Raw genomic sequence first — 14433 nt, forward strand, 5'->3', positions numbered from 1 at the left:
GGGGCCGCGCTCGCGCTGGCGGCCGGCGGCACCGCCCACGCGCGCGGGCGGTCCCCCTTCGGGCGCCACGGTTCGCCGTCCGACCGGCGCGGCGCGCGGACCCTGTACGTCCACCCCGGCGGCCGCGGCGACCACACCACGGTCCAGGCCGCCGTGGACGCCGCGCGGGGCGGCACGGAAGGAACCGGCGGAGGTCGCGGGTACACGCTGGTCATCGCGCCGGGCACCTACCGCGAGACGGTCACCGTCGACGCCGACCGCACGGAGATGACCTGGATCGGCGCCTCCGGAGACGCGCGGGACGTCGTGATCGTGTACGACAACGCGGCCGGCACCCCGAAACCCGGCGGCGGCATCCACGGCACCAGCGGTTCGGCCACCACGACCCTGCGGGCCGACGGATTCACCGCCCGGGACATCACCTTCGCCAACGACTGGCTGCGCGCCGACCACCCCGGCGTCACGGGCACCCAGGCCGTCGCCGTCAAGGTGCAGGGGGACCGGTCGGCGTTCCTGCGCTGCCGGTTCCTGGGCCACCAGGACACGCTGTACGCCGACTCCACGGCCCTCACCGCCTTCGCCCGGCAGTACTTCGCGCACTGCTACGCCGAAGGGGACGTGGACTTCGTGTTCGGGCGGGCCACTGCCGTGTTCGAGCACTGCCACTTCCGCACCCTGCCGCGGACGGACCTCGCCGGGCCCCCGTACGGCTTCGTCCTCGCCCCCTCGACCGCCGCCGCCAATCCGCACGGATACCTGGTGACGGGCAGCAGGGTGACGAGCGGGGCCCCGGACGGCCACTACAAGCTGGCCCGGCCCTGGGTGCCGAGCTCCGACCCCACCGCGCGGCCCATGCTGACCGTGCGCGACACCCGCCTGGGCGCCGGGATCGACGCGGTGGAGCCGTACGCCACCATGGCGGCGGGCCACCCCTGGCAGGACCAGCGGTTCGCCGAGTACCGCAACAGCGGGCCGGGCGCCGCGATCGTCGTCCCCGCGAACCGGCCCCAGCTCACCCCGGACCGGGCCGCGGCACACCGCCGCGGGACGTACCTGGGCGACTGGAGGCCACTGCGGAGGCCCCTGTGAACGGCGGGGCCGAGCCGTCGCCGCTGGGACGGCGGACGTTCGTGGCGGGCGCGGGGGCCGCGTTCCTCGGCGCGGCGGGGGCCGGGGCGCCGACGGCGCGTGCGGCCACGGCCGCCGGCGTCGTGGAGGGCAACCTCCCCGACTTCCACCCCCTCCTCAAGGAGGAGCTGCGCTTCCCGCTCGCCTGGGGCGCCTCGCCGGTCCGGGACGTCAGGACCTGGCGGCGCACGGCCCGCTCGAAGGTCGAGGAGCACCTGCTGGTCGAGCGGGACAACACACCGTACGACCCCTCGTACGAGGGGTACGAGGGGTACGAGGGGTCGTACGAAGACTCCCACGAGGGATTCCGCGAGGAAGAAGGCCGGGACGGGGGCGGCGGATACACGAGGGAGTCGGTGACGCTCTCCCTCACCCGGTACGAGCGGGTCCGCGGCGCCCTGCTCACCCCGCACGGCACCGGCCCGTTCCCCGCCGTCCTCCTCCTCCACGACCACGGCTCCAAGTTCGACATCGGGAAGGAGAAGCTGGTCCGGCCCTGGAACGACGACACCCGGCTGGCCTCCGCCGTGGCGTGGGCGGACCGCTGCTTCGGCGGGCGGTTCGTCGGTGACGAGCTGGCCCGGCGCGGATACGTGGTCCTCGCCCTGGACGCGCTCGGCTGGGGCGACCGCGGTCCGCTCGCGTACGAGCAGCAGCAGGCCCTGGCGAGCAACCTCCTCAACCTCGGCTCGTCGCTCGCCGGGCTGATGGCGCGCGAGGACGTGCGCGCCGCCCGCTTCCTGGCCGGCCTCGACCGGGTGGACCGGCGCAGGGTGGCGGCCCTCGGCTTCTCCATGGGCGCCTTCCGCGCCTGGCAGACGGCCGCCCTGAGCGACGACGTCGCGGCGGCGGCGAGCGTGTGCTGGATGACCGGGCTGAAAGAGGTCATGGTGCCCGGCAACAACATCCTGCGCGGCCAGTCGGCCTTCCACATGCTCCACCCCGGCCTGGCCCGGCACCTCGACTTCCCGGACGTGGCGAGCATCGCCGCGCCGAAACCGATGCTCTTCTTCCACGGCGCCCAGGACACCCTGTTCCCCGAGGAGGGGGTCCGGGTGGCGTACGGGAAGCTGCGTGCCGTCTGGCGGGCGCGGCACGCCGAGGAGCGACTGCGCACCGAGGTCTGGCCCGGCCTGGGCCATGTGTTCACCGTGGCCCAGCAGGACGAGGTCTTCGCCTGGCTCGACTCCGTCCTCCCCACCGGCTCCGCCGACTCCACCGGTTCCGCCGACTCCGGTGGACCGGTCTGACCGGCTCCGGCTCCGGGGCCGACGCGTGCGGACGCCCCCCGCCGGTCGTCACCGGCGGGGGGCGTCCCCCTGCCCGGCCGAGGGGGGCTCGGGCCGGGGCGGACCCTGTGCAGCCGAGGGGCGGCTGTCACCGGTACGTACTGTCAGATGCCGTACGGAGGCGGTGGGTTCCCTCACGGCGGTGGTGTGCACGGCGGTGATGTGCGAGGCGGTGCGGGCGCCCGGTCATGTCCTGGTGCGTGCGAAGCCGCCCGTCACGCCCAGCTCCTCGCCGTCGGCCCGGGCCTCCACCGCGTACGTGTCGTCCCCGGCGTCACGGCCGCCGCGGTCGTGGTCGTACTGGCCCGCGAACACCCACTCGCCCGGCCACACCGTACGGCCCGGCTTGAGCTCCCAGGTGTGGACGAGGAAGCCGCCCTCCTCGACGACGGACACCGTGAAGTCGTCCTCCGGCGCGGAGCGCCAGGAACCCGTCGGGGTGACGCCACCGGTCTGCCGTACCCTCAGCACCACCCGCAGCGCCGTGAGCCGCCTGCTCGCCGTCACCGTCACGTTGCTCTGCGCCCAGAACTCGTTGCTGTGCGGGTCGACCGAGCCGTCCGAGCGCAGCGGCCCGTCCTCGGTACCGCCGCCGGGGGAGGCCGGCGGGTCCGGGCGGCTCGGCGTGACCGCCACCGTCCGCTCGTCCGTCTCCGCGCCCCGCACCGCCGACGCGACGGTGTGACCGCCCACCGCGAGCACGCCCGCGACCGCGGCCGTGGCGGCGGCGACACGCCACCAGCCGAGCGCGGCCGGACGCGGGGAAGGGCCCGCCGCGCGCTCCCCGTCCGCCATGCCGCGTTCGACGCGGGCCAGGATGCGCGTCCGGTCGGGCCGGTACGCCCCGGCCGACTCCCGCAGCCGGGCCCGCAGTTCGTCGTGCACGTCCCTCACCGCGTCCTCCCCCCGCTCCCGCCGGTCCGCAGTGCCGCCGCGTGCATCCGCCGCGGGGCCTCCCGGGATCCCAGCAGCCGCTGCAACTCCGCCATCCCCTTCGACGTCTGGCTCTTGACGGTACCCACCGAGATCCCCAGGGCCAGCGCGGTGTCCCTCTCCGACAGGTCGAAGGAGTGGCGCAGGACCACGCACGCCCGCTTGCGGAACGGCAGTCCGCGCAGCGCCTCCTGGACGTCCACCATGCCGGGTACGTCGGGGTTCTCGGCCCTGTCGTCGCGCTGCGACCAGAAGAGCGTGATCCGTCTGCGCTCGCGCACCGCGCTGCGGATCCGGCTGCGGGCCATGTTCGCGACCACACCGCGGGCGTACGCCACCGGGTGGTCCGCCGCGCGCACCCGGTCCCAGCGGTGCCACAGCGCGAGCAGCGCGTCCGCCGCGAGATCGTCGGCCGCGTCCGGTTCGCCCGTCAGCAGGTGCGCCAGACGCGCCAGCTCTGCGTAGTGCCGCTCGAAGAAGTCATGGAACTCCCCGGAGGCGGCGTCGTCGACGACAGTGCCCACGGGCGGCCTCTCCCTGTCGGTTCCTGCGCGGGCCGAACCTCATTCCGTAACACGGGGAAAAACCGGAACCGGTTCAACACGCGCCCCGGAAGGGGCGCGGGGAACTGCGCGACCGGCCCCCACCGGCGGACAGCCGGCAGCCGACAGCCGACCGGTCCGGCGCCGACCGCCGCCCCGGGGATCCGCGCGTTCGTCCCGGTGCCGTCCTCGAAGACCGTCCGCATCGCCGACTGCGGCTGCTCGCGGGGAGCGGGACGTGGGACGTGGGACGTGGGAAGCGGGGCATGGGGGCGTGCGGCCGTGTCAGGCCGGCAGCGACAGGACGACCTCGTCGATCTCCGCGCCGCGGGCGTGCGCGAACCCCCGGTCCCGCCCGGTCACCCGGAACCCGCACTTCTCCAGGACCCGCAACGACCCCGCGTTGTCCGCGGCGGCCCGCGCGTACAGCGGCCGCTCGGGCACCGCCGCGAGCAGCGCCCGCAACGCGGCCGTCGCGACCCCCCGCCCCCAGTACGCCCGGTCGATCCAGTAGGTGACCTCGCGCTCGCCGGGCGGGCCGTACACCGCCGCGCTGCCGACGACGTCCCCGTCGACGAGGACCGTCCGGTTCACCGCGGACGAGGCGCGGATCCGCTTCCAGTGGGCCTCGAACGCGTCCCGGTCGGCCGGGTCCTCGACCGTGAACGCGGCCATCCGCGCGGACTCGGGATCGTTCGTCTGCCGGAAGAACACCGGCAGGTCGCTGTCGTGGACCGGACGGAGCACGACCTCCATGTCAGAGCCTCCTGGTCGCGAGCGTCAGCCGGTCGCGCGCGTCGAACAGCGCGTCCTGGACCATCTGCTCGTGCGCGGGCGTCAGCCGTGCCACCGGCACCGAGCAGCTGATCGCGTCCCGCGCGGGCGTCCGGTAGGGGATCGCCACGCCGAAGCAGCGCAGCCCCAGCGTGTTCTCCTCGCGGTCCACCGCCAGCCCCTGCTCCCGTACCTGGTGCAGCTCCTCGATGAGCTTCTCCCGGTCGGTGATCGTGTGCTCGGTCAGCGCGGGCAGCGTCTCCGGGAGCAGTTTGCGGACCTGCTCGTCCGTGTGGGTGGCGAGCAGCGCCTTGCCGAGCGACGTCGAGTGCGCGGGCAGCCGCCGCCCCACGCGCGTGAAGGGGCGCAGGTAGTGCTGTGACTGGCGGGTCGCCAGGTAGACGACGTTCGTGCCGTCGAGGCGGGCCAGGTGGATCGTCTCCGTGGTGTCGTCGGAGAGCCGGTCCAGCGTGGGCCGGGCGGCGGCGACGACCTCGTCACCGTCGATGTACGAGGTACCGACGAGCAGCGCCCGTACGCCGATGCCGTAGCGCGTGCCCGTCGCGTCGGTCTCGACCCAGCCGAGCTCGACCAGCGTGCGCAGCAGCATGTAGAGGCTGGACTTGGGGTACCCGACGGCCTCCTGCACGGCGGCCAGGGAGTGCATCCCGGGGCGTCCGGCGAAGTACTCGAGCAATTCAACCGTCCGTACCGCGGACTTGACCTGTGCTCCGCCGCCCGTCTCGCCTGCCGACATCGGCCTTGACCCCCTAGTTCGCCGGAAATAGTCTCGACAGTACATTCACCATCAGAGACAGCGTTCAGCATATCGAACGCCCCGGTGAGTGGCACACGTACTGCGGCATGACATCTGGAGGGACCCGCGGTGGCAGCAGCACCAGTCTGGAGTGTCGACCCCCGAACCGGGAAGCAGCGCGAGCAGGTTGCGGTGGAAGCCACAGCCCAGGAGGTGGACGAAGCCGTCCGCGCCGCGCACGGAGCCCGGTCGGCCCTCGCCGACCGCACGCTCCGCGCGGCCTTCCTGCGCACCGCGGCCGACGAGCTCGAAGGCGCCAGGGAACACCTCGTGGAGGCCGCCGACGCGGAGACCGCGCTCGGCCCGGTCCGGCTCACCGGCGAACTCGCCCGCACCTGCTACCAGCTGCGGGCCTTCGCGGACATCGTCGACGAGGGGGAGTTCCTCGGCGTCGTGATCAACCACCCCGACGACACCGCGACGCCGCCGATCCCGGACCTGCGCCGCTACAAGGTGCCGCTGGGCGTCGTCGCCGTGTACTCGGCCTCGAACTTCCCCTTCGCCTTCTCGGTCGCCGGCGGCGACACCGCGAGCGCGCTCGCCGCGGGCTGCCCGGTCGTCGTCAAGGCGCACCCCGACCACCCGGGCCTGTCCGAGCTGGTCGCCTCCGTCCTGCGCCGGGCCGCGGCCCGCCACGACATCCCGGACGGCGTCCTGGGCCTGGTCCACGGTTTCGAGGCGGGCGTCGAGCTGGTCGAGCACCCGCTGGTCGCGGCCGCCGGCTTCACCGGTTCGGTACGTGGCGGACGCGCCCTCTTCGACGCGGCGGCGGCGCGGCCCGTGCCGATCCCCTTCCACGGCGAGCTGGGATCGCTGAACCCGGTCGTGATCACCGAGGCCGCGGCCGCCGAGCGCGCCGAGGCGATCGGTACGGGGCTCGCGGGCTCCATGACGCTGGGCGTCGGCCAGTTCTGCGTGAAGCCCGGCCTGGTGCTGGCGCCGGCCGGCGCGGCGGGCGACCGTCTGCTGAAGTCCCTGACGGACGCGGTGAGCGACACCGACGCGGGCGTCCTCCTGGACCACCGCATGCGCGACAACTTCGTCGCGGGGGTCGCCGAGCGCGCGGAGCTCCCCGAGGTGGAGGCCCCGGTGACGCCGGGGGCGGGCGGCGAGCACACGGTGAGCGCGGGCTTCCTGACGGTGCCCGCGCGGAAGCTGACCGCCGAGAGCGAGTACGACCTGCTCATCGAGGAGTGCTTCGGGCCGGTGACCGTGGTCGCGCGCTACGAGGACGAGACCGAGGCGAACGCGGTGCTCGCGCGGCTGCCCGGCAACCTCACCGCGACGGTCCACCTCTCCACGGAGGAGGCGGCCGGCGAGGGGCGCGGCGCGGAGATCCTCGCCGAGCTGACGCCGCTCGCGGGGCGGGTGCTGGTGAACGGCTGGCCCACGGGGGTCGCCGTGGCTCCGGCCCAGCACCACGGGGGGCCCTACCCGGCCACCACGTCCACGTCGACGTCGGTGGGCGGGACGGCGATCGAGCGGTGGCTGCGGCCGGTCGCGTACCAGGGCGCGCCCGAGGCGCTGCTGCCGCCCGAGCTGCGGGACGACAACCCGCTGGGGGTGCCGCGGCGGTACGACGGGCGCCTGGAGCGGTAGCGCTCCGCTCGGTGCGTGACGTGTGCGCCGTCGGGCCCGCGGCCGTGGTCGGCCGCGGGCCCGACGTGGCCGGTCGCGCAGTTCCCCGCGCCCCTTCGGGGGCGCGGGGAAGTGGCAGACTCCGGGTATGGATCTGGAGATACCTGAACTTCCCTTTTCCCTGCGGGCGTACGGACCCGACGGGCGCTGGGCGTACGAGGGCGGGGTGCTCACCGGGCGGGCGGGAGCGCGGCAGGACCGGTTCGTGCCGCCCACCGGCGAAGCGCTCGACCCCGCGTCCGACGCGCCCCGGCTCCTCGGGGCGCCCGACGGCGACTTCCAGCTGATCGCCCGCGTCACGGTCGGCTTCGCCGGGACCTTCGACGCGGGCGTCCTCTACGTGCACGTGGGCGAGCGGGCCTGGGCCAAGCTCTGCCTGGAGTACTCCCCGGACGTGCCCACCGTCTGCACGGTCGTCACCCGGGGGCACTCCGACGACGCCAACTCCTTCACCGTCGACGGCGACTCGGTCTGGCTGCGGATCAGCCGTATCGGCCGGGCCTTCGCCTTCCACGCCTCGCGGGACGGCGGGCGCTGGACCTTCGTCCGCCTCTTCACCCTGGCCGGCGAGAAGGAGACCGGCGCCGCCCTCGTCGGCTTCATGGCCCAGTCCCCGACGGGCGAGGGCTGCGCGGTCACGTACGACCGCATCGCGTTCCGCCCGGGCGGGCCGGCGGACCTGCGGGACGGTTCCTGAGCCTTCCGGCGGTGAGCGGCCCGGTGCCCGGCCCGGCCGGGCCGGGCACCGGGCCGGACGGGGACTACCAGTCGTGCAGGGTGCCGTCGTGGAGCCGGTTGACGGGCAGGTACGCCTGCTCGTAGGGGTGCGCCGCGGCGAGCTCCTCGTTCAGTTCGACACCGAGCCCGGGGGCCTCGCCGGGGTGGAGGTGGCCGTCCTCGAAGGTGTACGCATGGGGGAACACCTCGTGGGTGAGGGGGGTGTGGCCGGAGTACTCCTGGATGCCGAAGTTGTGGACGGCCAGGTCGAGGTGGACGGCCGCGGCCATGCCGACGGGCGAGATGTCCTCGGGACCGTGGATGGCGCTCTTGATCTGGTACTGCGCGGCGAAGTCGAAGAGCTTGCGCAGCGGGGTGACGCCGCCGAAGTGCGTGACGGCTGAGCGGACGTAGTCGATCAGCTGCTCGGTGATGAGGCCCTGGTAGTCGTGGACGGTGTTGAACACCTCGCCGATGGCCAGGGGGGTGGTGGTGTGCCGGCGCACCAGGCGCAGGGCCTCCTGGTTCTCCGCGGGGGTGCAGTCCTCCAGCCAGAAGGGCCGGTAGGGCTCCAGGTCCTTGCCGAGGCGGGCGGCCTGGACGGGGGTGAGCCGGTGGTGGGCGTCGTGCAGGAGGGGCAGGTCGGGGCCGAACTCGGAGCGCACGGCTTCGAAGACCGCCGGCATGTGGCGCAGATAGGCGTCGGTGTCCCAGTCCTCCACCAGGGGGCGGACCTGCTGGTGGAGGACGGCGGCGCCGTCGGCGTCGGTGGTGTGGACGCCGTAGACGGCCTTGAGCCCGGGGATCCCGGACTGGACGCGGACGGCGGGGTAGCCCTCGGCGAGGCGTGCGCGCACCGAGTCGAGGAGCTCGGGTATGTCGCGGCCGTTGGCGTGTCCGTAGGTGCCCACGCGCCGGCGGCTGGCGCCGCCGAGGAGCTGGTAGAGCGGCAGGCCGGCGGCCTGCGCCTTGATGTCCCACAGGGCCACGTCGACGGCGGCGATCGCGGCCATGGTGACCGGTCCGCGCCGCCAGTACGCGCCGCGGTAGAGGTACTGCCAGGTGTCCTCGACGCGGTGCGGGTCCAGGCCGACGAGCAGCGGGGCGACGTGCTCCGACAGGTAGCCGGCCGCGGCCAGCTCCCGGCCGTTGAGCGTGGCGTCCCCGAGTCCCGTCAGGCCCTCGTCGGTGGTCAGCTTGAGCGTGACGAAGTTGCGGCCGGGGCTGGTGACGACGACCTTCGCGTCGACGATCTTCATGCGTGTGGGCTCTTTCACGGTAGGTGCGGGGGAGGGTGCTGCGTCAGCCCTTGGTGGCGCCGGAGGTCAGCCCGGCGATGAGGTACTTCTGGCCCAGGAGCGCGGCGAGGATGACGGGCAGGGTGATCAGGGTGGTCGCGGCCATCAGCCCGCCCCAGTCGGTGCTGGCGTAGGAGATGAAGTTGAACAGGGTGACCGGGACGGTCTGGGTGCGTTCGTCCGCGAAGACCAGGGCGAACATGAAGTTGTTCCAGCTGAAGACGAACGCCAGCAGGGACGCCGTCGCGGTGCCGGGCGCGGCCAGGGGGAGCGTGATGCGCCAGAAGGCGCCGAACGCGCTGAGGCCGTCGACCTGGGCGGCCTCCTCCAGTTCCACCGGCAGGCCGGCGAAGAAGCTGATCATGATCCACATGATGAGCGGCACGGAGACGAACATGTGGCTCAGGACCAGTGCCGTGTAGGAGCCGACGAGTCCCATCTGCGCGAACAGGTAGTACCAGGGCACCAGCAGGGAGATCGCCGGGACGATGCGGGCGACGAGGATCACGGAGGCCGTGCGGTGCATCGCGAAGCGGCCGACGGCCCAGGCGGCGGGCACGGCGATCACCACGGACAGGGCGGTGGACACCACGCCGACCAGCAGCGAGTTGCCCATGGAGCGGACGATCTGGCCGGCTTCGAAGACGGAGCGGAAGTTCTCCAGGGTGGGGGTGAACCACAGCCCCACGGAAGGGTCGGTCACCTGGACGTTCGTCTTGAACGCGGCCGCGAGCATCCACACGATCGGCAGGGCGAAGACGAGCGCGACCAGGATGACGGCGGCCACCTGGGCGGCCGAGCCGATCCGCCGGCGCCGGGTGCGGGACGCCGCGGCCGAGGGGGCGGGGCCGGTCGTGGTGGTCATGCGTTCTTCCCTCCGCCGCGGCGGCGCATGAGGATGACGACACCGATGATGAACAGCGTGAACAGGACCAGGACGGCCGAGGCCAGGCCGTACTCCTGGTAGTCGAAGGTGAGGCCGTAGGCGTAGACGTTGAGCGTCTCGACCTCGAAGTCCGAGCCGCCGCCCGCGCCCTTCGTCGCGTAGAGGAGGTCGAAGGTCTTCAGCGCGTCGACCGCGCGCAGCACCAGGGCGGTGGCCAGGGTGGGGGCGAGCATGGGCAGCGTGACGTACCGGAAGCGCTGCCAGGCTCCGGCCCCGTCGACGAGCGCCGCCTCCTCCGGCTCGTCGGGCAGCGTGGTGAGGCCCGCGAGCAGCAGCAGGGTCATCATCGGTGTCCACTGCCAGACGTCGATGAGCATCAGGGTGGGCAGGGACTGCCCGACCGAGCCGAGGAACTCCTGGCGGGGCAGGCCGACCGAGGCCAGCAGGTGGTTGGCGATGCCGTTGGTCGGGTCCAGGATCAGCAGCCACAGGATGCCGATCGCCACGGGGGTGGCCAGCAGCGGGACGATCAGGACGGTGCGCACCCAGCGGATGCCGCGGAACGGCCTGCGCAGCAGCATCGCCAGCGCCAGCCCGAGCACGGTCTCCAGGAGCACGGCGCCGACGGTGAAGACGACGGTGCGGCTCACCGCGGGCCAGAAGCGCCGGGTGTCGCCGAGCGCGTCGGTGAAGTTGGTCAGCCCGACGTGCTCCTTGCCGGCGTTCACCGCGCCGAAGGCGTCGGTCAGGCTCAGGTTCGCGGTGAAGACCAGCGGAAAGACGATCATGAGGCCGACGAACAGCAGGGCCGGGGCGAGCATCGCCCACTTCAGCCGGCGGTTGGCCTGCTCGAAGGTGCGGGCGGGCCGCAGGAGGCGGCCGCGGGGAGCCCGCCGCTTCCCGCCGGCCGGTGCGGTGGCGAGTCCGGTGGCGCCCATCAGGACTCCTTGTGACGGTTGTCGCGGACGAGGAAGTCGGTGAACTCGGCATGGGCGTCCCGCGCCACGGGACGGACCGGTTCGCCGAGGACGGCCGCGACGAGGGGCCGGCCGATGATGTCCCTGGCCCGGCCCACCTGGAGCACGCGGGGGCGGTCGTAGCCGAGACCCCGTCCGGCGTTGGTCCGCATGGCCTGCGCCAGCTCGGGCGGGAACTTCTCCAGGGTCTGCGGGTCCTCCCACACCGACGCCCTGGCGCCGGGGATCCCCTCGGCCTGGAGCTTGCGGGACTGGGCGACCCCGGCCGCCCAGCGGATGAACTGCCAGGCGTCGTCGCGCAGCAGGGAGAACTTGTTGATGCCCAGGCTCCAGGACGGGATGTTGTGGGGCCTGGCGCCGGCGGGGCCGGCCGGGAAGGGGGCGAAACCGACGGACTCGCGCACCTGCTGCGTCGCCACCTCGGGGTCCAGGAAGCTGCTGTAGATGGCGTCGGCGTCGATGTAGAAGGCCGCCTTGCCCTGCGCGAAGATCGGCATGGCCTGCTCCAGGCTCATGTTGGTCGCCCCCGGCGGCCCGGTCCGGCCCAGCAGCCGCCCGTAGTACTCGTACGCGGCGATCGCCTGACGGCTCCCGATGCCGGAGGCTCCGTCGACGACGAAGTCACCGCCGTGCGAGTAGAGGAAGCTCGACCACTGCGAGACCGCTCCGCTGCGCTGGCCGCGGCCCACGAACCCGTACCTGCCCCGGCCCCGGTCGGCCGCCTCCAGCGCCGCCGACATGAGCGCGTCGAGCGTACGGGGGACACCTCCCAGGCCGGCGACGAGGTCCTTGCGGTAGTAGAGCACCGGGCGCTCCGTCACGACGGGGACGCTCAGCACCCTCCCGGCGCTGGCGGACGCCTCGCGCGGAGCCTCCTGGAAGTCCTGCCAGGCGAACTCCCGGTCCCCCTCGACGCGGTCGGTCAGGTCCACGAGCCAGTCGTTGTGCGCGAACAGCAGCTGCTCCTGCAGCGCGCGCACCATCATGACGTCCACGTCCGTACCGGAGGCGTTCAGCTTGACGTTGTAGCTGCTGGAGAGCTGGTCCGCGGTCAGCAGGGTCATGGAGACCCGGCGGCCGACGAGGTCCTCGAACTCTCCCAGCCGGCGCTTGACCGCCTGGGACCAGACGTGGTTGATCGCCATGATCCGCAAAGGGGTGCCGGAGGTCGGCTTCCCCCCGCCCGGCGCACACGCGCCGAGCGTCATGGCCCCGCCCGCGGCCGCCGCTCCCGCGACGGCCAGCCGGCCGAAGGAGCGCCGGCTCAGAAGCCGGCTGTTTGTGGACATCCTCGTCCCTTGCCTCTCTGCCTTGCTCGTGCGTGACCCCCCGGACTGTCTGGTCTAACTGGTAGGACCAGTTGGGTCGGTGTGACCGTAACAGAGGGAAACACGCCTGCAACAGCCCTCATGGCCTGCAAGTTCCGAAGTCCGGCCCCGAAGGGCGCAGCGCCGGGCGGCGGGCCCGGCCCCGCCGGGGACGGCTGCGCCCGGCGCGGCTGCGCCGGGGAGGGCTGCGCCGGGGGCGGTTACGCCTGGCGCTGTTCCAGGAGGGTCTCGATGTGGTTGCGGGCCATGAGGTCCACCTGCACGTCCAGGTCGGGACCGTAGGTGCGCAGCCCCAGCATCAGGTGCTCACGCATCCGCGCGGAGGCCAGCTCCGCGTCGCGGGCCTCCAGCGCCTCGAAGATCTCCGGGTGGTGCGGGACCCCCGGCTCGCCGATCGACGGGTCGGAGTTCGAGCGGAGCATCAGCTCGAACATCATCCCGCTGATCGACGACAGCATGATCCGCAGCACCGGGTTCTTGCTGGCCACCGCGATGGCGTCGTGGAAGGCGAGGTCGGCCCGCGCCTTGTCGACCACGTCGCTCGCGCCCTCCAGGGCGTCCCGCGCGGTGCGCAGTGCGCTGATGTCGTCCTCGGTGGCCCGCAGCGCGGCCAGCCGCACCATCTCGGTCTCCACGGGGATCCGGGCCTCGATGAGCTGACGCACGGTCGGTCGCCCGGCCCGGTACAGGGCGTCGTAGCCCCTGGCCTGCCCGGAGGTCTGCTCGCACACGAACGAGCCGCGCCCCGGCGCCACCTCGATCAGGTGCTGTGCCTCCAGTCGCCGCAGCACCTCGCGCACCACGCCCCGGCTCGCCTCGAACTCGACCGCCAGTTCACGCTCCGACGGCAGCTTCTGCCCGACGGGGATCTGCCCCGACCGGATGTCGTGCTCCAGCCGCCGGGCGATCCGCTCGGTCAGCAGTCCACGATGAGCGGGTCCGTGCGGAACGCGGGGCGGGGCGGACGACTGGCCGGAGGACTGCATGCCTGCATGATACGGGGCGGTGTCCGCGGTCACCGGCGGCGGACCGCGGACCCGGCGGTGGGGCGATACACCTAGAGCCAGGCCAGTGACGCCGCCCGCTCCAGCACGTTCCGTACGGCGTCCGCGTCGCCCGTCGCGCTCCTCGGCACCGAGGCGGGGGTGTGCCGGCCCCCGACCAGCAGGCAGAAGTCCACGGCCCGCAGCGTGAGTTCGCCCCGGACCGGCTCGCCCCCGGCGCCCAGCACCCACCGGGCGTCGTCCCCGGCGTCCGGCACGGCGAACAGCACCGGCGCCGCCGCGGGCCCCAGCGCCGGGCCGAGCAGCCGGACGGCCAGCCGGACCAGCCGCCCCAGGTGCTCCCCGGGCGGCGGCGGCACGGCGAGCCCGAGCGCACGGCCGACGTCGTCCGTGTGGATCCACGTCTCGAAGGCTCGCACCAGGAAGTGGTCGGCCACGGGCAGCCGTACGCCCGTCAGCTCCATGACGCGCGCGGCCCGCCCGGCGTCCAGGGCCTCGGCGGTGGCCAGCAGCGCGGCGCTCTGCGCGGACCACGCCGCCACCGTCCGGTCCGGGGAGCGCGTCCGCTCGTACGCGATCACCTCGGCGGTCCGGGTCTCCCAGGCGTCCTCCCACCCCGTGTCCCGTGTGATCCGGGAGGGCGGCGCGTGCGTCCGCACACCGAGACCGCGGGCCAGTCCCTCGTCGGCGGCGATCAGATGGCCGACGGTGTCCCGCACGTCCCAGTCGTGCACCACCGGTGTGCCCCAGGGGCGGTGGCCGCCCACCTCGCGCAGCAGCGCCGTCAGGGAGCAGACCGCGGCCGCGTACGGGGCGGCGTGCGCGGCGACGCGCGGCGCGGCGGGCCGCGCCCGTAGGGCGAGGGCGACCACACCGTCCGGCCCGGCACCACCGCCCGGCCCGGTGCCCGGGGCGGGCGGTTCCGGCGCCCCCGGCGGCCCGTCCAGCAGCCGTACCGTCTCGCGCAGCCGCTCCGCCTCCGCGGCGCAGCTCTCGCATTCCGCCAGGTGCGGCGGCACGGCCCGTTCGTCCGCGGACTGCAGCGCGCCGAGGGCCCAGGCGGCCAGCAGCTCGGGAACGCCGTCGTGGTCGTCGCTCACGG

14 protein-coding genes are annotated in these 14433 nt (G+C 73.7%); 4 read left to right on the plus strand and 10 right to left on the minus strand.

Going from position 1 to position 14433, the window contains the following annotated elements; genetic code table 11:
• Both KM933_RS22410 and KM933_RS22415 read left to right on the plus strand, forming a co-directional pair.
• A partial coding sequence (locus tag KM933_RS22410; RefSeq protein ID WP_221354949.1) for a pectinesterase family protein occupies positions 1-1089 on the plus strand: 1089 nt, incomplete at its 5' end.
• Complete coding sequence (locus KM933_RS22415) at positions 1086-2378, plus strand: dienelactone hydrolase family protein (protein WP_308013509.1); 1293 nt, start codon at positions 1086-1088, stop codon at positions 2376-2378. The genes KM933_RS22410 and KM933_RS22415, both read left to right, overlap by 4 nt.
• 225 nt (positions 2379-2603) lie before the next feature.
• Here the strand turns inward: KM933_RS22415 and KM933_RS22420 are convergent, their stop codons facing one another.
• The 4 genes from KM933_RS22420 to KM933_RS22435 form a co-directional block, all read right to left on the minus strand.
• A complete protein-coding gene (locus KM933_RS22420; RefSeq protein WP_221354950.1) occupies positions 2604-3311 on the minus strand; it encodes a hypothetical protein in 708 nt (235 codons plus the stop codon).
• Complete coding sequence (locus KM933_RS22425; RefSeq protein WP_221354952.1) at positions 3308-3874, minus strand: SigE family RNA polymerase sigma factor; 567 nt, start codon at positions 3872-3874, stop codon at positions 3308-3310. Before KM933_RS22425 ends, KM933_RS22420 begins: the two co-directional genes overlap by 4 nt.
• 303 nt (positions 3875-4177) lie before the next feature.
• Positions 4178-4648 carry a GNAT family N-acetyltransferase gene (locus tag KM933_RS22430; RefSeq protein WP_221354954.1) on the minus strand — a complete coding sequence of 157 codons (471 nt, stop codon included), beginning with the start codon at positions 4646-4648 and terminating at the stop codon, positions 4178-4180.
• Position 4649: 1 nt separating this feature from the next.
• Positions 4650-5423, minus strand: coding sequence for an IclR family transcriptional regulator (locus KM933_RS22435; RefSeq protein WP_221354956.1), 774 nt, complete (start codon positions 5421-5423; stop codon positions 4650-4652).
• A 129-nt stretch (positions 5424-5552) separates the two neighbouring features.
• On the opposite strand from KM933_RS22435, the gene KM933_RS22440 reads away from it, so the two are divergent.
• Together KM933_RS22440 and KM933_RS22445 are read left to right on the plus strand one after the other, a co-directional pair.
• Positions 5553-7082: an aldehyde dehydrogenase (NADP(+)) gene (locus KM933_RS22440; RefSeq protein WP_221354958.1), complete on the plus strand. Its 1530-nt coding sequence runs from the start codon at positions 5553-5555 to the stop codon at positions 7080-7082.
• 127 nt (positions 7083-7209) lie between these two features.
• Complete coding sequence (locus tag KM933_RS22445; protein ID WP_221354961.1) at positions 7210-7818, plus strand: DUF1349 domain-containing protein; 609 nt, start codon at positions 7210-7212, stop codon at positions 7816-7818.
• A gap of 64 nt (positions 7819-7882) precedes the next feature.
• Here KM933_RS22445 and manD read toward each other — a convergent pair whose 3' ends face one another.
• The 6 genes from manD to KM933_RS22475 all read right to left on the minus strand — a co-directional run bounded on the left by manD (position 7883) and on the right by KM933_RS22475 (position 14431).
• Positions 7883-9097 (minus strand): D-mannonate dehydratase ManD, encoded by a 1215-nt coding sequence (manD, locus tag KM933_RS22450; RefSeq protein WP_221354962.1) that lies wholly within the window; start codon positions 9095-9097, stop codon positions 7883-7885.
• 43 nt (positions 9098-9140) lie between these two features.
• Positions 9141-10001 carry a carbohydrate ABC transporter permease gene (locus KM933_RS22455; RefSeq protein WP_221354964.1) on the minus strand — a complete coding sequence of 287 codons (861 nt, stop codon included), beginning with the start codon at positions 9999-10001 and terminating at the stop codon, positions 9141-9143.
• Complete coding sequence (locus KM933_RS22460) at positions 9998-10960, minus strand: carbohydrate ABC transporter permease (RefSeq protein WP_221354966.1); 963 nt, start codon at positions 10958-10960, stop codon at positions 9998-10000. The genes KM933_RS22455 and KM933_RS22460 overlap by 4 nt, the downstream gene beginning before the upstream one ends.
• Positions 10960-12288 (minus strand): extracellular solute-binding protein, encoded by a 1329-nt coding sequence (locus tag KM933_RS22465; protein ID WP_221354969.1) that lies wholly within the window; start codon positions 12286-12288, stop codon positions 10960-10962. Before KM933_RS22465 ends, KM933_RS22460 begins: the two co-directional genes overlap by 1 nt.
• A gap of 239 nt (positions 12289-12527) precedes the next feature.
• The gene (locus KM933_RS22470) at positions 12528-13313 is read right to left on the minus strand and encodes a FadR/GntR family transcriptional regulator (RefSeq protein WP_221354970.1); all 786 of its coding nucleotides are present in this window, start codon (positions 13311-13313) and stop codon (positions 12528-12530) included.
• 71 nt (positions 13314-13384) lie between these two features.
• Positions 13385-14431: a maleylpyruvate isomerase family mycothiol-dependent enzyme gene (locus tag KM933_RS22475; protein WP_221355125.1), complete on the minus strand. Its 1047-nt coding sequence runs from the start codon at positions 14429-14431 to the stop codon at positions 13385-13387.
• Positions 14432-14433: the final 2 nt, after the last annotated feature.

It is taken from the genome of Streptomyces beigongshangae (assembly GCF_019710745.1).
GTDB lineage: Bacteria > Actinomycetota > Actinomycetes > Streptomycetales > Streptomycetaceae > Streptomyces > Streptomyces beigongshangae.